Genomic DNA, 20,042 nt, shown 5'->3' with positions numbered 1-20,042 from the left:
GGCGCCGCGCTTGAACGCCTAGACTTCGCCCGTCTCAAGTTCAGGAACGCCCCGTGACCTCCATCTTCTGGTACGACTACGAAACCACAGGCATCTCACCGCGCTGTGACCGTCCGCTGCAAATGGCCGGGATTCGCACCGACCTCGACCTCAATGAGATCGACGAGCCGGTCAATCTCTACTGCCAGCCAAGCGACGACATCCTGCCTCACCCGGCGGCGTGTGTGATTACCGGCATCACCCCCGGCCGCCTGGCCGGGCAAGGCCTGAGTGAGGCCGACTTCATGACCCGGGTTCATGCGCAGCTCGCCGCTCCCGGAACCTGTGGTGCCGGTTACAACACCTTGCGCTTCGATGATGAAATGACCCGTTACAGCCTGTACCGGAATTTCTTTGATCCGTATGCGCGGGAGTGGCAGGGCGGCAACAGTCGCTGGGATCTGATCGATGTGGTGCGCGCGGCGTATGCGTTGCGCCCGGACGGTATCGTCTGGCCTGAAGAGGAAGGTCGCGTCACGTTGAAACTCGAACGCCTGACCGCCGCCAATGGCATCGACCATGGCCAGGCTCACGATGCGTTGTCCGACGTGCGAGCGACGATTGCCCTGGCGCGGTTGATCCGCGACAAGCAGCCAAAACTCTATGACTGGCTGTTCAAACTGCGCAGCAAGCAGAAGGTCATGGATCAGATCCGGCTGTTGCAACCGATGGTGCATATCTCCGGGCGTTTCTCGGCAGCCCGCAGCTATGTCGGGGTGGTCTTGCCGCTGGCCTGGCACCCGCGCAATCGCAATGCATTGATTGTCTGCGACCTGCATCTCGACCCGCAGGGACTGCTCGATCAGGACGCCGAGACCTTGCGTCAGCGTTTGTACACTCGCCGCGAAGATCTGGCCGAAGGCGAATGGCCGGTGCCGCTCAAACTGATTCACATCAACCGCTGCCCGGTGGTGGCTCCGTTGTCGGTGTTGCGCGCCGAAGACCAGCAGCGACTGCAACTGGACATGGCGCAATATGAAGCGCGCGCACTGCGTCTAAGTGACGCACAAGAAGTATGGAGAGATAAAGTTCTGGCCATTTATGCCCGCGAGGATTTCTCGCCGAGCGAGGACCCTGAACAACAGTTATACGACGGCTTCATTGGCGATCGGGACCGGCGTTTATGCGAACAAGTCCGAAATGCGGACCCGATGCAATTAGCGCAAGAGCAATGGCCGTTCGATGATGATCGTTTGCCGGAATTATTATTTCGTTATCGTGCCCGTAACTTTCCCGAGACCTTGAGTCACGAGGAGCACGAACGCTGGAAATTATTCTGTCAGCAACGTTTGTCAGACGCGCGATGGGGAGCACCCAATACCTTGCAGGGTTTTAATGAGGCGATGACCGAGTGGTCACTTAGTGCTACAGCGATTCAGCAACAGGTACTGGACGAGTGGCGCGAGTATGTCGACTCATTACGCAAGCGTTTGGAGCTTTGAAACAAGCTGTACAAATACCTGAAGGCGGGGCATAAAAAAACGCCAGCGGACGCTGGCGTTTTTGGGTGTTCGCAAATGAACCTGCGAAGCGGGTTGCGGCTTAGCCCAGCAGGGTAGCCCAGCCTTCAACCACGTCACCGCCCCACTTGGCTTTCCACTCTTTCAGCGTCTTGTGGTTGCCACCTTTGGTTTCGATGACTTCGCCGTTGTGCGGGTTTTTGTATTGTTTAACCTTGCGAGCACGCTTGGTGCCGGTAGTTTTTACAGCGCCGCGTGGCGCTTTAACTTTGGACTCTGGATCCAGCAGGGCGATGATGTCGCGCAGAGACTTGGAGTATTCGCCCATCAGGGTACGCAGTTTGCCTTCGAATTCCAGCTCGGTTTGCAGTTTGTCGTCTTGGGACAGGTTCTTCAAACGGGCTTGCAGCTCTTTGATAGCTTCTTCGGTGGCACGGTATTCGTTGATCAAGGACATGAGGACTACCTTATGTTGGGCGCTGGATGACAGGGTACAGTGGCGCAATAATAGTCAGGGTGTTTCATCAAGTAAACATTTAAGCCGGCTTTTATTTAATTTAATTAGAGTGTTCAGCGAAAAAAGCCTCACGCGGCTGTTAAAACTTGTCAGGGATTCATCACAGATACTCACAAAAGCCCGCTTGCGTATTTCGCTAAAGAACATTGTTGCGCGTTCAGATGCCGCCAGTCGACAGGGCGAGGCAGTGCTCTGCCGGGCTGGGCGTCATGAATACTGCAGTTTTGCTGCGCAATCGCTAGAATGGCGGCCTTTGCGAAGTTCTGGAGTTTTTCCCCCATGCGCACTTTTCGGCTAGTGATTGCTTGCCCGGACCGCGTCGGTATCGTTGCTAAAGTCAGTAACTTTCTGGCGTCACACAATGGCTGGATCACTGAAGCGAGCCATCACTCGGACAATCTCAGTGGCTGGTTTTTCATGCGTCACGAAATTCGTGCCGATTCGCTGCCATTCGGCCTTGAGGCGTTTCGTGAGGCGTTTGCGCCGATCGCCGAAGAGTTCTCGATGAACTGGCGTATCACCGACACCGCGCAGAAAAAACGCGTGGTATTGATGGCCAGCCGCGAATCCCACTGCCTGGCCGACTTGCTGCACCGCTGGCACAGTGACGAGCTGGACTGTGAAATCTCCTGCGTGATTTCCAACCATGACGACCTGCGCAGCATGGTCGAGTGGCATGGCATTCCTTATTACCATGTGCCGGTGGACCCGCAGAACAAAGAGCCGGCATTTTCCGAAGTGTCGCGACTGGTCAAACAGCATGACGCCGAAGTGGTGGTGCTGGCGCGTTACATGCAGATCCTGCCGCCGGAACTGTGCACCGAGTACGCCCACAAGGTGATCAACATTCACCACAGTTTCCTGCCATCGTTCGTCGGCGCCAAGCCGTACCACCAGGCGTCGATGCGTGGCGTGAAGCTGATCGGCGCGACCTGCCACTACGTGACCGAAGAGCTGGACGCCGGTCCGATCATCGAGCAGGACGTGGTGCGCGTGAGCCACAGCGACAGTATCGAAGACATGGTGCGTTTCGGCCGTGACGTCGAGAAGATGGTGCTGGCCCGCGGCCTGCGCTATCACCTGGAAGACCGCGTGCTGGTGCATGGCAATAAAACCGTAGTGTTCTGATTGCCGAGTGCTGATTAGATCGTTCCCACGCAGAGCATGGGAACGATCTACGCAAGAGTGAGGTAGGGGAGATGGCTGATCCACTGGATAAGGCAACATCCAAAGCCCCCGCGACATTGGGCGAGGGGTGTCTGAGCCGGTACGATCCAGATGAGCTGAGCCCTGAAGACGGCACGGAGTTTCCCGGTGCCGCGCAGTTGTGGGAGCAGTTGAAGCCAGATGTTGACGATGAAACGGTGGGCCCTGAAAAGATCGCCCCTAAGCCTGTTTGATCTTCATCAGTTTGTTCAGTAGTGGCTTACCGGCCATCAGCAAGAACACCGGTGCGCCGGCCAGCAAGTAGAAGTAATAGGTCACCGCTCGCCAGATCAGAATCGCAGCCGCCGCCGTCGACTTTCCCTCTATCGGCGCCAACAGCGCTGCCGACGTCAATTCCGCCGCGCCGGCACCGCCCGGCAACAGGCTGAACTGCCCGGCGCTGAGTGACAGCATCTGGATCAAAAAGCTCCAGGCCCACTGAAGATCCGTGCCCAGCCCCCGCAAGGCTAGATACAACACGCTGTAGCGCAGTAACCAGTGCACGCAGGTCAGCGCAAATACGGTGATCAGTGTGTGTACAGGCAACTTGAGTGTTTCCGTGAAGGCCGCAAGAAAGTGCAGCAGCTTGCGTGCCCAACGACGCCAGGCACTGCGCGCGCTCCAGACCAGGCCAGGGGCGTTGACCCGGGAGAAATTCGGCAGACGGTACATGCACGATAACCCTCCCTTCTATCCGTTGTTCTCCTTAGGGGTGACCCTTATGAAGGATAGATGTTTGGTTGGGGATGTGTGGCGGGGAGTCAGCGAGGTTTTGTGTTGGTTGACTGGCCGTTATCTCGCGATAACGGCCAGATCAGGTACTAGATACGGAAACTGCCTACCAAGTGCTTCAGGCGTGCCGCTTGCTGCTCCAGGTCGGAACAGGCGCGCAGTGTTGATTGCAGGTTTTCCACGCCTTCCTGATTCAGGGTGTTGATTTCGCTGATGTCGACGTTGATCGACTCGACCACGGCGGTTTGCTCTTCGGTGGCGGTGGCCACCGACTGGTTCATGCCGTCGATCTCGCCGATGCGCAAGGTCACGCTGTTCAGGCGTTCACCGGCGAGGTTGGCGATCTCTACGCTGTCCTGGCTGTGACGCTGGCTGTCGCTCATGGTACTGACCGACTCGCGGGCGCCGACTTGCAGCTCCTCGATCATGGTCTGCACTTGTTGCGCCGATTCCTGGGTGCGGTGCGCCAGGTTGCGCACTTCATCGGCGACCACTGCGAAACCACGTCCGGCCTCACCGGCCCGTGCCGCTTCAATCGCCGCGTTGAGCGCCAGCAGGTTGGTTTGCTGGGAGATGCTGGTAATCACCTCGAGAATCTGCCCGATGTTTACGGTCTTGCTATTCAGCGACTCGATGTTGGTGCTGGAGGCGCTGAGCATGTTCGACAGCTGATTCATCGCGGCAATGCTGCGGTCGACCACTTGCTGGCCATCTTCGGCCAGGCTGCGCGCATCGCTGGCCTGGTGAGAGGCTTGCGCCGCGTTACGGGCGATCTCCTGAGCCGCCGCGCCCAACTGATTGATCGCGGCCGCCACGCTGTTGGTCCGGCTCGATTGTTCGTCAGAGTTGAGCATCGACGAGTTCGATGCGCTGACCACTCGCAGAGCGACTTCGTTGACGTGCTCGGTCGCCGACGACACTTCGCGGATCGAACCGTGGATACGCTCGACGAAGCGGTTGAATGCGCTGCCCAGGATGCCGAACTCGTCCTGGCTCTGGATGGTCAGGCGGCGGGTCAGGTCGCCTTCACCGTCGGCAATGTCCTGCATCGCGCGGGTCATGACGTGCAGTGGCTGGATCAGGATACGGATCAGCATACCGAGCAAGGCGATGATGATCGCCACGGCAATGATCGTGGCAATGATCGCCGAGGTACGGAAGCTGCTGAGCATCGCGAAGGCTTTGTCTTTGTCCACCGACAGACCGACGTACCAGTTGACCGATGGCAGGCCTTTGATCGGGGTGAAGGTGACGATGCGGGTTTTGCCGTTGACCTCGACTTCACTGATGCCGCCGCCGATACGCGGGGTATTCGTCGGGTAAGCCTCGCTGAGGGACTTCATCACCATGCTTTTGTCCGGGTGGACCAGGATCTTGCCGTCGGCACTGACCAGGAAGGCGTAGCCCATGCCACCAAAGTCACGCGCGGTCAGGGTGTCGATCAGGGTTTGCAGGCTCAGGTCACCGCCGACCACACCAATGCTTTGTCCGGCTTTTTTCGAGGCGGTGGCGATGGAAATGATGGTCTGGCCGGTTGCCGCATCGATATACGGTTCGGTGAGTGTCGAGCCGTTGCTGTTTTCCGCGCCTTTGTACCAAGGGCGAACTCTTGGGTCGTAGCCGTCCGGCATCTTGGAGTCCGGGCGGTTGATGAACGTACCGCTGGCATCGCCCAGGTACCGGGCCATGAAGGTCGATGCCAGGGCATTCTGCTCAAGCAGGTTGGCAACGTTGCCGTGTTCGGGGTTGAGAGCGATGTTCTGGGCCAGGTTTTCCACCATGAGAATCCGCCCGGCGAGCCAGGACTGGATATTGGAGGACGTGACATCGCCCATCTCATGCAGGTAATTGTCCAGGTCCTGGCGAATCGCGTTGCGCTGTAAATAGTCGTTGTACAGCGTGAACGAAGCGAAGGCGGCAATGACGATGAGCGCGGCTGCAAGCAGGATTTTGTGGCTGAAGCGCAGGTTTTTGTTCATGGCTTGTGGTGTCCGCTTAGGTATTTTTGTTGGGGCGTATTGCTTGAAAAAGCGCGCAAACCAGGCGCTATCGCACGTAAGCTGATATTTCCGTCTTTCCTTAGGGAATTATCGGACCTGATTCTCTGTCTGGTCTCTTGCTTGTATCTATCGGCTGAGCAGGACTAAAACTTAGGGGCTTGAAATCGGCGATGCGACAGGCGGCCAAAAAGCGAAAGATCGCAGCCTGCGGCAGCTACACCCATCCAAGGAGCTGCCGCAGGCTGCGATCTTTTGATTTTGCTTCTAGGTCTTCGGTTTGGCGTGCGCCGCGAGGCGCTCCAGCGCTGCGCGCAATTTCGGATCGCTGATGCCGTCGGCGGTGGCCTGAATGGTCGCAGCCGCATCGCTCGACAGGTCCATGGTGTGGCCGACGGCGCCTTGCTGCACGGTCGGTGGTTGTACCTTGAACAGGATTCGCGTCAGGCTGGCGAACTCGTCGAACATCTGTAGTTGCCGTTGCAGACGCTTTTGCTGATAGCGCAGACGGGTTGCCCAATGACCGTCGGTGACGATCAGCAACAGGCTGCCCTCGCGCCACGACGCCACATGACAATGTTCACGGGCGGCCGGCTGCAGCTGGCTTTCCAGCAAACGCTGTAAATGACCCAAGCGTTGTGCGTGGCCGAAAATGGCTTTTAACGGTTTGGCTTCGCGAAGCAGAACGGCGGGTGCTCTGGCCGTAAGAGGGCGAAATGCCATGATCAGACACCTGAAGTAACAGAGCCGCCATGGTAGCAGAAAGCACTTGATGCGCCTGAGCCATTGCTTTGTGAGCGCTTTACTCATTAAATCAATGAGTAACTTCTGGCGTGAATGGCTTGAAGTTCAGCAAAATGCCCTTATTTTAAGTGAGCCCCGTAACAGCGCTGTGCATGCATCGTGGAACAACGCCACTTTCCTCACCATCGTTTCCGGGTAGAATGCTCGTTCGCATGCGGCCATGAGGGCTGCACGGGCGACTCACGGGGCCGCCCTCCATCCCTTTGTGTGGAAGATCCTGCCGATATGTTTGCGCCTTTGTTAAAGAAACTTTTTGGAAGCAAGAACGAGCGTGAAGTCAAACGCATGCTCAAGACGGTACAGATCGTCAATGCCTTCGAAGAGCAAATGGTGGCCCTTTCGGACGATCAGCTGCGCGCCAAGACTGATGAGTTCAAGGCCCGCATCGCCAAAGGTGAAAGCCTCGACAAACTGCTGCCTGAAGCCTTTGCGGTTGCCCGCGAAGCCGGCAAGCGGGTGATGGGCATGCGCCACTTCGACGTTCAGTTGATTGGCGGCATGACCTTGCACGAAGGCATGATTGCCGAAATGCGTACCGGTGAAGGCAAGACCCTGGTGGCGACACTGGCGGTTTACCTGAACGCGCTGTCCGGCAAGGGCGTGCACGTTGTTACCGTGAACGACTACCTGGCTCGTCGTGACGCCAACTGGATGCGTCCGCTCTATGAATTCCTCGGCCTGACCGTTGGTGTGGTTACGCCGTTCCAGCCGCCGGAAGAGAAGCGTGCTGCCTACGCCGCCGACATCACCTACGGCACCAACAACGAATTCGGTTTCGACTACCTGCGCGACAACATGGCGTTCAGCATGGAAGAAAAATTCCAGCGCGAACTCAATTTTGCCGTGATCGACGAAGTCGACTCGATCCTGATCGACGAAGCCCGTACCCCACTGATCATCTCTGGTCAGGCCGAAGACAGCTCCAGGCTGTACATCGAGATCAACAAGCTGATCCCGCAACTGGAACTGCACGTCGAGGAAGTGGAAGGCGTCGTCACCAAGGCCGGTCACTACACCATTGACGAGAAGACCCGTCAGGTCGAACTCAACGAAGCCGGTCACCAGTACATCGAAGACGTGCTGACCGGTATCGGCCTGCTGGCTGAAGGTGAGAGCCTGTACTCGTCGCACAACCTGGGCCTGCTGACCCACGTTTATTCCGGTCTGCGCGCGCACAAACTGTTCAACCGCAACGTCGAATACATCGTCCAGGACGGCCAGGTCGTACTGGTCGATGAACACACCGGTCGTACCATGCCGGGTCGCCGTCTGTCCGAAGGCCTGCACCAGGCCATCGAAGCCAAGGAACACCTGAACATCCAGGCCGAGAGCCAGACCCTGGCGTCGACCACGTTCCAGAACTACTTCCGTCTCTACAACAAGCTGTCCGGCATGACCGGTACGGCGGACACCGAAGCGTTCGAATTCCACCAGATCTATGGTCTGGCGGTGATGGTCATTCCGCCGAACAAGCCGCTGGCGCGTAAAGACTACAACGACCTGGTGTTCCTCACCGCGGACGAGAAGTACGCGGCCATCGTTGCCGACATCAAGGAAAGCATGGCTCAGGGCCGTCCGGTTCTGGTGGGCACCGCGACCATCGAAACGTCCGAGCACATGTCCGGCCTGCTCGTGAAGGAAGGCATCGAACACAAGGTTCTGAACGCCAAGTTCCACGAAAAAGAAGCTGAAATCATCGCTCAGGCCGGTCGTCCGGGTGCACTGACCATCGCCACCAACATGGCCGGTCGTGGTACCGACATCCTGTTGGGCGGTAACTGGGAAGTGGAAGTCGCCTCCCTTGAGGATCCGACCCCGGAGCAGATCGCCCAGATCAAGGCCGACTGGCAGAAGCGGCACCAGCAAGTGCTCGAATCGGGCGGTTTGCAGGTGATTGCCTCCGAGCGCCACGAATCGCGCCGTATCGACAACCAGCTGCGTGGTCGTGCCGGTCGTCAGGGTGACGCCGGTTCCAGCCGTTTCTACCTGTCGCTGGAAGACAGCCTGATGCGCATCTTTGCTTCTGACCGGGTGAAGAACTTCATGAAGGCCCTGGGCATGCAGCCTGGCGAAGCGATCGAGCACCGCATGGTGACCAACGCCATCGAAAAGGCTCAGCGCAAGGTTGAAGGTCGTAACTTCGACATTCGCAAGCAACTGCTCGAGTTCGACGACGTCAACAACGAACAGCGTAAAGTGATCTATCACATGCGTAACACGTTGCTGGCCGCGGACAACATCGGCGAAACCATTGCCGACTTCCGTCAGGACGTGCTAAACGCAACGGTCAGCGCGCACATTCCGCCGCAATCGCTGCCTGAGCAGTGGGACGTCGCCGGTCTGGAAGCGGCCCTGCAAAGCGACTTCGGGGTGGCACTGCCGATCCAGCAATGGCTCGACGAAGACGATCACCTGTACGAAGAAACCCTGCGCGAGAAGCTGTTGCAAGAGCTGCTGGCGGCGTACAACGAGAAAGAAGAGCAGGCGAGCGCCGAAGCGCTACGCACCTTCGAGAAGCAAATCGTGCTGCGCGTTCTGGACGACCTGTGGAAAGACCACCTGTCGACCATGGATCACCTGCGTCACGGTATCCACTTGCGTGGCTATGCGCAGAAGAACCCGAAGCAGGAATACAAGCGCGAGTCGTTCACGCTGTTCTCCGAGCTGCTGGATTCGATCAAGCGCGATTCGATTCGTGTACTGTCGCATGTTCAGGTTCGCCGCGAAGATCCGATCGAAGAAGAAGCGCGTCTGCGTCAGGAAGCCGAGGCATTGGCCGCACGCATGCAATTCCAGCACGACGAAGCCCCAGGCCTCGAGCAACCGGAATTATTGGGTGAAGAGGTCGATGTGGCGCTCGCTGCCGCTCCGGTGCGCAACGAGCAGAAGCTGGGCCGCAATGAGCTGTGCTACTGCGGTTCGGGCAAGAAGTACAAACACTGTCACGGCCAGATCAACTAAGATTTCTGCCAGACATTGAAATACCCGCGCCGCGACCGGCATCAGCCGTCGCGGCGTTTTACCATTTAAAACACCGATGCCAGGTTAAAAAGAACAGGGCGACGACGGTGCAGACATTACATTAAGAGGAGCGCTTTCATGGCTGTTGGTCTTGGTCCTTTGCCAACGTTGCACCCGGTTGCCGGATTTGAACTCGGTATCGCTTCGGCCGGCATCAAGCGCCCCGGGCGCAAAGATGTCGTGGTCATGCGCTGCGCTGAAGGTTCTACGGTTGCCGGCGTGTTCACGTTGAACGCGTTTTGCGCAGCGCCGGTGATTCTGGCCAAACAACGTGTACAAGGCCCGGTACGTTACCTGCTGACCAACACCGGCAATGCCAACGCCGGTACCGGTGAGCCTGGTCTGGCTGCCGCCGAGCGCACCTGCGCCAAACTGGCTGAATTGACCGGCGTCGATGCCAGTCTCGTGCTGCCGTACTCCACCGGCGTGATCGGTGAGCCGCTGCCGGTCGAGAAGATCGAAGGTGCGCTGCAAGCTGCCCTCGACGACTTGTCGGAGAACAATTGGGAGGCCGCGGCCACCGGGATCATGACCACCGACACCCTGCCAAAGGGTGCGAGCCGCCAGTTCCAGCATGAAGGCGTGACCATCACCGTCACCGGTATCAGCAAAGGCGCCGGCATGATTCGCCCGAACATGGCGACTATGCTCGGTTACATCGCCACCGACGCCAAAGTCTCCCGCGACGTGTTGCAGAACCTGTTGCTGGACGGCGCCAACAAGTCGTTCAACCGCATCACCATCGATGGCGACACCTCGACCAACGACTGCTGCATGCTGATCGCGACAGGCAAGGCTGCACTGCCGGAAATCACCGAAGCCAGCGGTCCACTGTTCGCGGCGCTGAAGCAGGCGGTGTTTGAAGTGTGCATGGATGTGGCCCAGGCGATCGTTCGCGACGGCGAAGGCGCGACCAAGTTCGTCACCGTTGAAGTCAACGGCGGAGGCAATCACCAGGAGTGCCTGGACGTCGGTTACACCGTGGCGCATTCGCCATTGATCAAGACCGCGCTGTTCGCCTCCGATCCAAACTGGGGGCGCATCCTGGCGGCCGTTGGTCGTGCCGGCGTGCCGAATCTGGACGTGAGCAAGATCGACGTGTTTCTTGGCGAAGTCTGCATCGCCAGCCGCGGTGCCCGCGCCGCGACTTACACCGAAGCCCAGGGTTCGGCCGTGATGCAACGCGAAGAAATCACCATTCGTATCGAGCTGGGTCGCGGCGATTGCAGCGAAACCATCTGGACCACCGACCTGTCTCACGAATACGTGAAGATCAACGCCGAATACCGCACGTAATTACGTTTAGACCGTATCGCTCCAATCGCGAGCAAGCTCGCTCCCACATTGGACCCAGCTGTACACAACTATAGTGTTCACTGAAAATCTACTGTGGGAGCGAGCTTGCTCGCGATGACGGACGACCAGACACTGAAGATTCTGGCCTGTTCCCCCCTTACGAGAAGGCGCCTGAACATGAGCTACCACCTGATCATCGGCGACAAACTGTATTCTTCCTGGTCCCTGCGCGGCGCTTTGGCGCTGGAGCTGGCCGGTGCGACCTACACCGAAGAACTGATCAAGCTGAACCAGCCGGACACCCGTGAACGCCTGCTCAAGCATTCGCCGACTGGCAAAGTCCCGTTGCTGAAAACCGAATACGGGACCATTGCCGACTCGTTGGCCATCGCCGAGTACCTGGTCGAGCGTTTCCCGAACGCCAACCTCTGGCCGAAGGACATCGCCGCCCGCGCCCAGGCCCGTTCGGCGTGTGCGCAGATGCACAGCGGCTTCTTCGCCATGCGTGGCAACATGCCGTTTGACTTGAGTCATGATGCGCCGCTCTCACCGATGCCGCCTGAAGTGCAGGTGGAGATCGAGCGGATGCTGGCGTTGTGGGCTGAATGCCGCGCGGTCGCAACCGAAACCGGCCCGTTCCTGTTCGGTAGCGTAAGCCTGGCAGATGCCTTCTTTGCACCCATAGCTGTGCGCTTGCGTACCTATCAAGTCGCGTTGCCGGCGGCGGATGCCGCCTATGTCGAAGCGATTTATCAATGGCCAGCCTTCAAGGCCTGGCAGAAAGCCGGCCTGGAGGAAATAGTGCGGTGAAACGAGTTCATGTAGCAGCGGCTGTCATCCGTGATGCCAGCGGCAAGATCCTCATCGCTCGCCGCGCCGATACCCAGCATCAGGGCGGTCTGTGGGAGTTTCCCGGCGGTAAGGTCGAGGACGGCGAAGCGGTGCAAGCGGCACTGTCGCGCGAGCTGCAGGAAGAGTTGGGTATCGTGGTCAGTGCCGCTCGGCCATTGATCAAGGTTCAGCATGACTATCCAGACAAACAAGTATTGCTGGATGTCTGGGAGGTCTCGGCGTTTACCGGCGAACCCCATGGCGCCGAAGGTCAGCCTTTGGCATGGGTGACGGCGCGTGAACTGCGCGACTACGAATTTCCGGCCGCCAACCAGCCGATCGTGGCGGCTGCGCGTCTGCCAGGCGACTACCTGATTACCCCGGAAGGTCTGGAAACTCCAGAGATGCTGCGCGGTATTCAGAAAGCCATCGCCGGTGGGATCAAGCTGATCCAGTTGCGTGCCCCGAATGGCTACGACCCGCAATACCGCGATCTGGCGGTAGACGCCGTGGGGTTGTGTGCCGGTAAAGCGCAACTGATGCTCAAGGGGCCGTTCGAGTGGTTGGGGGACTTCCCGGCTGCCGGTTGGCACCTCACCGCCGCGCAACTGCGCAAATACGCCAGTGCCGGGCGTCCGGTGCCAGCCTCGCGCTGGTTGGCGGCGTCCTGCCACAACGCTGAAGAGCTGAGCCTGGCGGAACAGATGGGCGTGGACTTCGTCACCCTGTCACCGGTTCAGCCGACCCAGACTCATCCGGATGCGTCGCCACTCGGCTGGGAGCAGGCTTCGCAGTTGATTGCGGGCTTCAGCAAACCGGTGTTTCTGCTCGGTGGTGTGGGGCCTGCCGAACGGCAAAAAGCCTGGGAAGCGGGCGCGCAGGGCGTGGCGGGGATTCGGGCGTTTTGGCCTGAGGCGTAACGCCCGACCTGATGATCGTTCCCACGCAGAGCGTGGGAACGATCAGGTCAGGTTTTGGGTTTGGTTGCTGCTTGCCAAAGAATCTCGGCAATCCCCTGGCGCTTGGCAATCAACCGGGCCGCCACAAACAACAGGTCCGACAAGCGATTGATGTACGCCAGGCCAACCCCGGCCAACGGCTCCAGCGCGTTCAGTTGCTGACAACGTCGCTCGGCACTGCGTGCCAGGCTGCGGCAGATATGGGCTTGGGCAATCAAGGCTGAACCACCAGGCAGAATGAAGTTCTCCAGCGGTCCCAGCTCCTCGTTCCAGGTATCGATCGCCGCTTCCAGGCGTTCGACTTCTGCGGCATTCAAGGCCTGATACACCGGCATTGCCAGTTCGCCCCCCAAATCGAACAGCCGGTGCTGACACGGCTCAAGCACCTCGATCACCTCGCCGAGGCCAGGATGCTCGGGGCATTGCTCGGCCAAGCCAGCCAACAACAATCCCAACTGACTGTTCAGCGTATCGACTTCGCCGATGGCTTCGACCCGCGGATGGTCCTTCGGCACGCGGCGACCGTCGCCAAGCCCGGTTTCACCTTTGTCGCCGGTGCGGGTGTAAATCTTCGACAAGCGAAAACCCATGCTTAGCGCTCCAGTTGTTTGAGTTCGTGAGAGGCGAGCGGGGTGCCCGCCAATGGCAGGCGCAAGGTGAAGCAGGTGCCTTGGCCGAGGGTCGATTGCACTTCCATCTGACCCTTGTGGTTGTTGGTGATGATGAAGTACGACACCGACAGTCCGAGGCCGGTGCCCTGGCCGATTTCCTTGGTGGTGAAGAACGGTTCGAAGGTGCGTTTGCGCACGTTCTCGCTCATGCCCACGCCGTTGTCTTCGACCTGGATTTCCGCCCACGGCGGGTTCAGTCGGGTGCGCAGAATGATGCGTCCCGGCTCTGTGGCGTCTTCGCGTTGGTGAATCGCCTGAGCAGCGTTTTTCAGCAGGTTGAGCAGCACTTGTTCCAGTTCGTTGGCGGTGCCGGGCACTGGCCCCAGTTGCGGGTCGAACTGACGAATGATGGCCTGGCCCTTGAAGTCGAAGCCGATGGCCAGGTCGAAGTCGTTGCTGGCGATCTCCACGGCTTGATCGATCAGTGCCGGCAGGTCGCACGGGGCCATTTGGCGGTTGCTGCGACGACTGAAACTGAGCATGTGGGTCACGATCTTCGCGGCCCGGGCGCCGGCCTGTTGAATGCCGTCGAGCAGTTGCGGTACTTCGCGGTTTTGCAGGTAGCGATTGACGCTGCCCAGTTCGATGCCGATCTGTTCGGCGGTTTCGATGTTCTTCGGCAGGTCGGCCGACAAGCGCCGGCGAATGTTCTGCACGTTGTGCAGGATCGCTCCCAGGGGGTTGTTGATTTCGTGGGCCATGCCAGCGGCGAGGCCACCGACAGAGAGCATTTTTTCCGACTGCACCATCATTTCTTCGAGGGACAGGCGCTGGGTAATGTCGTCGATCCGGATCACCACGCCGCGTCCGGCACCGCCCATCAACGGGTAAAAGGTCAGCGCGTAATGCTTGGGTTCGTCATCCTTGATCCAGGTGACGCGCTCGATCTTGACCACGCTGTGCTGCTCGACGGTTTCCTTGAGTTGCGGCAGGAACGGTTTCAGCGGTTCAAAGGCGAGGAAGATCGGCTGGTTCAGCGCTTCGTCCAGACGGGTGCCGGAAAGCGCGCTGGCTTCCTGGTTCCATTGGGTCACGTAGAGCTGTTCATCAAGGGCGATCAGCGCCGAAGGCATCGAGTCGATGATGCTGTTGAGGTAGTTTTGAAAACCGGTGAGTTTCTTCTCGATCTTGCTCCGCACCTGGACTTCCAGTTCCAGTTTACGGTTGGTATGACGGGTTTCTTCGGCCAGGCCCTGGGCCTGGTCGTAGGCGGCCTGGGAGTCGTCCCGCGCGCGCTTGAGTTGCTGTTCGCGGGCTTCGATGCGCGAGAGCATGGTGTTGAAGGCTTCGGCGAGGCTGCCGATTTCGTCGTGGTTGCCGCGAGACGCACGCAAGGCGTAGTTTTCTTCGCGAGTCACCTGCCGGGACAATTCTTCGAGTTCATGAATCGGCCGGGTGATCAGGCGTTTGATCTGCCGGGCAATCACCAGCCACAACAGCACGCTGAAAATCAGAATCCCGAGGCTGGCGGTCAGGGTGCCAGTGTAGAACGCCATCGGCAATTCGCTGCTGGCCACCAGCAGCAGATGACCCGGCGCCTCGCCCGGGCGCAACAGGGTGATCAGCTGATTGCTGCGAAACTCGGAGGCCTGCCAGGCCTCGATATTTCGATAGTGCTCGGGCAGCTTGAGTTTGTCGCCGTGCTGCACCTGCGCCAGGCGCAGGCCTTTGCCGTCATACAGCGCTGCGGCGCGTAGCGGTGAATAGCTGTTGAGTTCGTTGAGCAGCCGTTGGGCTTCTTCGGGAGAGTTGAGCGCCTGGTCAGCGATGGACGGGTTGGCCGCCAGCCGGCCGATGGTCTGCAAGGCCTGCGGGGCCATGCTTTCCTGGGAGATCCAATAGGCGGCGCTGATAAAGGTCAGGTTGGCCACCAGCAACACGGTGGTCAACAGCACCAACAAGGCGGCCAGCAGTTTCTGGCCGACCGGCAGGTTTTCAAGGCGCTGGCGCAATGGCATCGGGGTCGTCGCTAAAAAGGAACAGGAAGGCAGCGTAGCCGTTGCTCAGTCGCTGGGCAATCCGCGTGCGTGCAGGTGCGTAATCAACCGTTGCTGCAATTGATTGAGGTGCGGCAGCACCAGTTGGTGTCTCGACGCAACAGTGCAGGCATGCCCCAGCAGATAGCTGATCTCGGTTCGGCGTTGATTGGCGACATCCTGGTACATCGACGAGTAGTTGGCGGCCGTCGCTTGAATCACCCGCTCGACTTCTTGTTGCAGGTTCTGCGCAGCGCCCGGCTGACCGCAACGCTTCAGCAATTCGCTCAACTCGGCACAGAGGGTGGCGACTTCGCACTGGTGCTGTTGCAAGCCGCCGTTGCGGCAGTCATGCAGGACTGTCAGGGGATTGATTGCGCAATTGAGCGCCAGTTTGCGCCACAGACGGGTCAGGATGTCTGTACTCCATTCGTGCGGGATGCCGGCGACGCTGAGGTCATCCAGCCAGATCGGCGGGGTAGGGTGGCAGGCATCGCCGAGCCAGGTGTACCCATGACCGGCAAATACCACGCGCCAGTCGCCATCGCGAAACGCGCCTTCAGTGCTTGAGGCAAAGATGCAGCGCGCCTGCGGGACACGTGCGGCGACGGCGTCCTGACTGCCGAGGCCGTTCTGCAACAGAATCAGCTCGGCGTTGGGGGCAAGACGCGGCGCCAATTGCGCCACCGCACTTTCGGCGTCGTAGGCTTTGCAGGCCACGAGCAAGCGGTCTATCGGACCAGCGCTGTCGACAGTCTCGCCGGGAATCGCATACTGCTGCGCTTCGCCCTGTTCGACCAAGGTCAGCCCGCTGGCGGCCTGATAGGCCTGCAAGCGCGCGGTGTCGCGCAGAATCAGTTTCACTGGCAGGCCAGCCCGTGCCAGACGCGTGGCCCACAGAGTGCCCAGACTGCCGGCGCCAAGGACGTGCCAGGTGGTCGACATCAGTTTTTTGCTCGGATTGGCAGGCGCATGTGAGGCTCGCAGCGTAGGAAGGTAAAGACCCGTTATAATCAGCGCGGATTTTAACCGCAAGCCAGGCGTGTTCCATCGCTATTGAGCGCGCCCTTTTTTATTGGAGAGATTACATGCCGTCGTTCGACGTGGTATCCGAACTGGACAAACACGAACTCACCAACGCGGTCGAGAACGCCGTCAAGGAACTCGACCGTCGTTATGATTTGAAAGGCAAGGGCAGCTTCGAGTTCAAGGAAAAGGACCTGACTGTCAATCTGACCGCCGAGGCCGACTTCCAGCTTGAAGCGATGATCGAGATCCTCAAGCTGGCACTGGTCAAGCGCAAGATCGATGTGCAGTGCCTTGAGGTAAAAGATGCCTATGCTTCCGGCAAGCTGATGAAGCAGGACGCCGTGCTCAAGGAAGGCATCGACAAGGAGCTGGCGAAGAAGATCGTTGCTCACGTCAAAGACGCCAAGCTCAAGGTCCAGGCCGCCATCCAGGGCGAGCAGGTACGGATCACCGGCAAGAAGCGTGACGACCTGCAGGAAGCCATTGCGGCACTGCGCGCCAAGGAATTTGGCATGCCGCTGCAGTTCAACAACTTCCGCGACTGATCAGTCTTCAGGGAACCTCCGGGCGTTAATGGCGTCCGAGGCCCATGTAACGGCAGAAACGATTGAGCCATCAACACGGGCTCGATCTTTCTGTCGTGCAGTTTTTACGTGCCGGGTAGCCGGGAATCAGGAGAGATAGATGGACATAAATGCTGAAGTGGACAACCTGGTCAAGGCTTCCCAGGCCTGGATCCCGATGATCATGGAATACGGCAGCCGTGTGCTGCTGGCGGTCATCACTCTGGCCATTGGTTGGTGGCTGATCAACAAGCTGACCCAAAAAGTCGGCAAGCTGCTGGCCCTGCGCAATGCCGATCTGGCGTTGCAGGGGTTTATGAGCAGCCTGGCGAACATCATCCTCAAAGTGTTGCTGATGGTGAGCGTCGCTTCGATGGTGGGTGTTGAGACTACCTCGTTTGTCGCGGCCATCGGCGCTGCGGGCCTGGCGATCGGTCTGGCGTTGCAAGGCAGCCTGGCGAACTTCGCTGGCGGGGTGCTGATTCTGTTGTTCCGTCCGTTCCGTATCGGTGACGTGATCGAAGCCCAGGGCATTACCGGCACGGTCGACAGCATTCAGATCTTCCATACCCTGCTGCGCACCGGTGACAACAAAACCGTCATCGTGCCTAACGGTAATCTGTCGAACGGCATCATCACCAACCACAACCGTCAACTGACCCGTAAAGTGGTGTTTGACGTGGCTGTGAATTACGACGCCGATTTGCAGAAAGCGCGTGAGGTGCTGCTGGAGTTGGCCAAGGATGAGCGCGTGTTGGCTGATCCTGCGCCGGTAGCAGTGGTCTCGACCCTGGGCGATAGCTCGATTACGGTTTCCCTGCGCGTGTGGGTGAAAACCGCGGACTACTGGGATGTACTGTTCCAGTTCAACGAGCACTCTCGCGATCGTCTGAAGGCGGCAGGTATTGATATTCCGTATCCACAGCGCGTGATTCGTATGGTTCAGGAAACGGCGTAACCTACTTGGCCTGTTGGTCAAGTATCGGAAACGAACTCAAGGGGCGATAAGCCCCTTGAGTGTTTTTACAGTCTGCTGTTTTGTTGTTCTGAAAGCGGAATAGAACGTTGGCTTATTATTAGCTGGCTATTTATTAAAGTTGATTTCGTGCTGTCATCAAGCAGTCATAAAAAAAGGCCCATCACTGATGGGCCTTTTTTATATCAAGCGAACACTGTAGTCGTAGCGATTACAGGAAGTTGATTGGGTACTCGGTGATCAGGCGGAACTCGTCGATATTGCCTTCGGCCTGGTCGCTGTTGCCTCTGTGCCAAGCTTGGCGAGCACGGAAGGACAGGTCTTTAAGAGGACCAGTCTGGACAACATATTTGGCTTCCAGGTTGGTCTCGTTGTGACGACCGTCTTCGCCGTAGCCGTAGAGACGGTAAGGGCTGTCAGCAGCCATTTTGGTGCCGTCGATGCCTTGACCGTGAGCATAACGAGCCATGAAGCTCAGGCCTGGTACGCCGTACTCAGCCATTTTCAGGTCATAACGTACCTGGATGGATTTTTCTTCAGGGCCGTTGAAGTCAGAGTACTGAATCGAGTTGGCCAGGAAGATCGAGTCGCCACCACGGTTGTTATCGCCTACACCGATGTAGTCGAATGGCGTATCACCGTGAACCTGTTGGAATGCCAGGGTAACAGTGTGTGCCTTCAGGAAGGAGTAGGCAGCCGCCAGCGAGTAGGTGGTGTTGTCGATTTTGCCTGCTTTCGCTGCACCGGTATCGTTGGTCTGATACAGGTTGAAGTCGAAGTTCAGGGACTGGTCAGTCGCCAACGGAATGGTGTAGTTCGCGTTGCCGTAGTACTGGGTCCAGGTGTCCTGGAACTTGGCACCGTAGAGGGAAACGGTCAAGTTGTCGTTGATGCCGTATTTACCACCGAGGTAATCGGCAGCCTCGACCTTCGTGCCAGCATACTGGGTCCAAAGCTCGCCATTGTGACGGGTTTGGTCCTGGCTGCTACCGCCGGTGAAGTGACCGGCTTCCAGGTCGAGGTTTTTAATCTCGCTGCTCTGCAGTTGGAAACCGCTCGCGGTCTGCTGGAACATGCGGGAGCCACCAACAGCGAATACCGGGGCGGTGCTAGGTTGGAAGTCGCCGACTTTCAGCTCGGTTTTGGAGATGCGGACCTTCAGTGCTGCACCCGCTTTACCCATTTCGCTGTTGACGTCGTGGCCAATAACGTTGCCGTTTGCGTCGCGGAGGGTGGTGCGGCTCATGTTGCCCGTACCCGACTGCGCGTCAGTACCGTCCAGTTTAAAGGCGGCATCGCCGTAGGCTTCAACGCCCACGCCAACAGTACCCTGGGTATAGCCAGAGTTGAACTTGCCCAGTACGCCCTGAGTCCAGTCTTTCTGGTCTTCAGCGCCATTTCTGTTGTTGCGGTTGAAGTAGTAGTTCTTCAGTACCACGCCAGCGGAGGCGCCTTCAACGAAACCTTTTGCGTCAGCCTGGTCGGTTACAAACGGTTCGGCCATAGCGACTTGAGTGCCGGTAGCTGCAGTTACAGCCAGGGCGATCATGCTCCACTTCATCACGCGCATCGTGATTTGCTCCTTTGGTTTTTAGAAGAGTACTGCCGTCCCACCTGATTTATTATCTGGGCGGCTCTTTCTTTTTGTGTCGGCGCAAACTTATATCACGCCGACAATGTTGGCGATACTTGCGTATCTAACCTTTCAGCTTCTTTACGGCCCTGTCGCAAAATGCGCTGTAGAGGTCGTAATTTCACAATTTTTTTGCCTTCGGACTGACAACTTCAGCGTTGTTTTCCAAGGCTTCAGTATCAGAAAAAGAAATCCTTGTCCTGCACTTGAAGCTCCTTGGGCAGCCATGCCGCTATTGTTATGAGCCTTAAGGTTCCGGCTTCCAGCGGATGCCTTACAGGCGATGTGTGTATGAATGCAACAAGCGTGCACAAATCGGCTTTTTGTTGCCG

General features: G+C 58.4%; 16 protein-coding genes and 1 pseudogene. 9 read left to right on the top strand and 8 right to left on the bottom strand.

The genetic code is table 11. From position 1 onward, the window contains the following. Window positions 1-53 precede the first annotated feature (53 nt). Complete coding sequence (gene sbcB / locus FPT12_RS17875) at window positions 54-1,481, top strand: exodeoxyribonuclease I (protein ID WP_145017952.1); 1,428 nt, start codon at window positions 54-56, stop codon at window positions 1,479-1,481. Window positions 1,482-1,581: 100 nt separating this feature from the next. Here sbcB and mvaT read toward each other — a convergent pair whose 3' ends face one another. After that, window positions 1,582-1,956: a histone-like nucleoid-structuring protein MvaT gene (gene mvaT, locus FPT12_RS17870; protein ID WP_005790963.1), complete on the bottom strand. Its 375-nt coding sequence runs from the start codon at window positions 1,954-1,956 to the stop codon at window positions 1,582-1,584. 339 nt (window positions 1,957-2,295) lie between these two features. Here mvaT and purU point away from each other — a divergent pair, with 339 nt between their 5' ends. Both purU and FPT12_RS17860 read left to right on the top strand, forming a co-directional pair. Then, complete coding sequence (purU, locus tag FPT12_RS17865) at window positions 2,296-3,144, top strand: formyltetrahydrofolate deformylase (RefSeq protein ID WP_145017950.1); 849 nt, start codon at window positions 2,296-2,298, stop codon at window positions 3,142-3,144. 71 nt (window positions 3,145-3,215) lie between these two features. After that, complete coding sequence (locus tag FPT12_RS17860) at window positions 3,216-3,416, top strand: hypothetical protein (protein ID WP_145017947.1); 201 nt, start codon at window positions 3,216-3,218, stop codon at window positions 3,414-3,416. Here FPT12_RS17860 and FPT12_RS17855 read toward each other — a convergent pair. From FPT12_RS17855 to FPT12_RS17845, 3 genes and pseudogenes are all read right to left on the bottom strand, one after another. Then, window positions 3,403-3,822, bottom strand: a pseudogene (locus tag FPT12_RS17855) (YbhN family protein); the annotation flags it as partial. The gene FPT12_RS17860 and the pseudogene FPT12_RS17855 overlap by 14 nt on opposite strands. Window positions 3,823-4,043: 221 nt before the next feature. Continuing rightward, complete coding sequence (locus tag FPT12_RS17850; protein ID WP_145017945.1) at window positions 4,044-5,933, bottom strand: methyl-accepting chemotaxis protein; 1,890 nt, start codon at window positions 5,931-5,933, stop codon at window positions 4,044-4,046. A 285-nt stretch (window positions 5,934-6,218) separates the two neighbouring features. Further along, the gene (locus FPT12_RS17845) at window positions 6,219-6,674 is read right to left on the bottom strand and encodes a DUF721 domain-containing protein (protein ID WP_103315022.1); all 456 of its coding nucleotides are present in this window, start codon (window positions 6,672-6,674) and stop codon (window positions 6,219-6,221) included. A gap of 306 nt (window positions 6,675-6,980) precedes the next feature. Between FPT12_RS17845 and secA the strand changes: the two genes are divergently transcribed. The 4 genes from secA (at window position 6,981) to FPT12_RS17825 (ending at window position 12,823) form a co-directional block, all read left to right on the top strand. Next, complete coding sequence (gene secA, locus FPT12_RS17840) at window positions 6,981-9,716, top strand: preprotein translocase subunit SecA (protein ID WP_145017943.1); 2,736 nt, start codon at window positions 6,981-6,983, stop codon at window positions 9,714-9,716. 138 nt (window positions 9,717-9,854) lie between these two features. Continuing rightward, window positions 9,855-11,072, top strand: a complete 1,218-nt coding sequence (gene argJ, locus FPT12_RS17835) for a bifunctional glutamate N-acetyltransferase/amino-acid acetyltransferase ArgJ (RefSeq protein WP_145017941.1) — start codon at window positions 9,855-9,857, stop codon at window positions 11,070-11,072. 177 nt (window positions 11,073-11,249) lie between these two features. Continuing rightward, window positions 11,250-11,882, top strand: a complete 633-nt coding sequence (locus tag FPT12_RS17830; protein WP_145017939.1) for a glutathione S-transferase family protein — start codon at window positions 11,250-11,252, stop codon at window positions 11,880-11,882. Beyond that, window positions 11,879-12,823: a Nudix family hydrolase gene (locus FPT12_RS17825; protein ID WP_145017937.1), complete on the top strand. Its 945-nt coding sequence runs from the start codon at window positions 11,879-11,881 to the stop codon at window positions 12,821-12,823. Before FPT12_RS17830 ends, FPT12_RS17825 begins: the two co-directional genes overlap by 4 nt. A 47-nt stretch (window positions 12,824-12,870) precedes the next feature. Here the strand turns inward: FPT12_RS17825 and FPT12_RS17820 are convergent, their stop codons facing one another. Genes FPT12_RS17820 through FPT12_RS17810 form a run of 3 tightly spaced genes read right to left on the bottom strand, consistent with a single transcriptional unit; the run spans window position 12,871 to window position 16,454 of the window. After that, window positions 12,871-13,452: a cob(I)yrinic acid a,c-diamide adenosyltransferase gene (locus tag FPT12_RS17820; RefSeq protein ID WP_145017935.1), complete on the bottom strand. Its 582-nt coding sequence runs from the start codon at window positions 13,450-13,452 to the stop codon at window positions 12,871-12,873. A 2-nt stretch (window positions 13,453-13,454) separates the two neighbouring features. Further along, the gene (locus FPT12_RS17815) at window positions 13,455-15,491 is read right to left on the bottom strand and encodes a HAMP domain-containing sensor histidine kinase (protein WP_145017932.1); all 2,037 of its coding nucleotides are present in this window, start codon (window positions 15,489-15,491) and stop codon (window positions 13,455-13,457) included. 45 nt (window positions 15,492-15,536) lie between these two features. Next, complete coding sequence (locus FPT12_RS17810) at window positions 15,537-16,454, bottom strand: putative 2-dehydropantoate 2-reductase (protein ID WP_145017930.1); 918 nt, start codon at window positions 16,452-16,454, stop codon at window positions 15,537-15,539. Between the two features lie 143 nt (window positions 16,455-16,597). Here FPT12_RS17810 and FPT12_RS17805 point away from each other — a divergent pair, with 143 nt between their 5' ends. Both FPT12_RS17805 and FPT12_RS17800 read left to right on the top strand, forming a co-directional pair. Continuing rightward, entirely contained in the window at window positions 16,598-17,083 is a 486-nt protein-coding gene (locus tag FPT12_RS17805; protein WP_019693270.1) for a YajQ family cyclic di-GMP-binding protein, read from the top strand. A gap of 139 nt (window positions 17,084-17,222) precedes the next feature. Further along, the gene (locus FPT12_RS17800) at window positions 17,223-18,059 is read left to right on the top strand and encodes a mechanosensitive ion channel family protein (protein ID WP_145017927.1); all 837 of its coding nucleotides are present in this window, start codon (window positions 17,223-17,225) and stop codon (window positions 18,057-18,059) included. A 229-nt stretch (window positions 18,060-18,288) separates the two neighbouring features. On the opposite strand, the gene FPT12_RS17795 is transcribed toward FPT12_RS17800, so the two are convergent. Then, window positions 18,289-19,647: an OprD family porin gene (locus FPT12_RS17795; protein ID WP_145017925.1), complete on the bottom strand. Its 1,359-nt coding sequence runs from the start codon at window positions 19,645-19,647 to the stop codon at window positions 18,289-18,291. Window positions 19,648-20,042: the final 395 nt, after the last annotated feature.

Origin of the sequence: Pseudomonas sp. H3(2019), from assembly GCF_007713465.1 — a bacterium.
Lineage (GTDB): Bacteria > Pseudomonadota > Gammaproteobacteria > Pseudomonadales > Pseudomonadaceae > Aquipseudomonas.
Note: the sequence above shows the minus strand (reverse complement) of the source record. Positions and strands in the feature narration are given on the sequence as shown.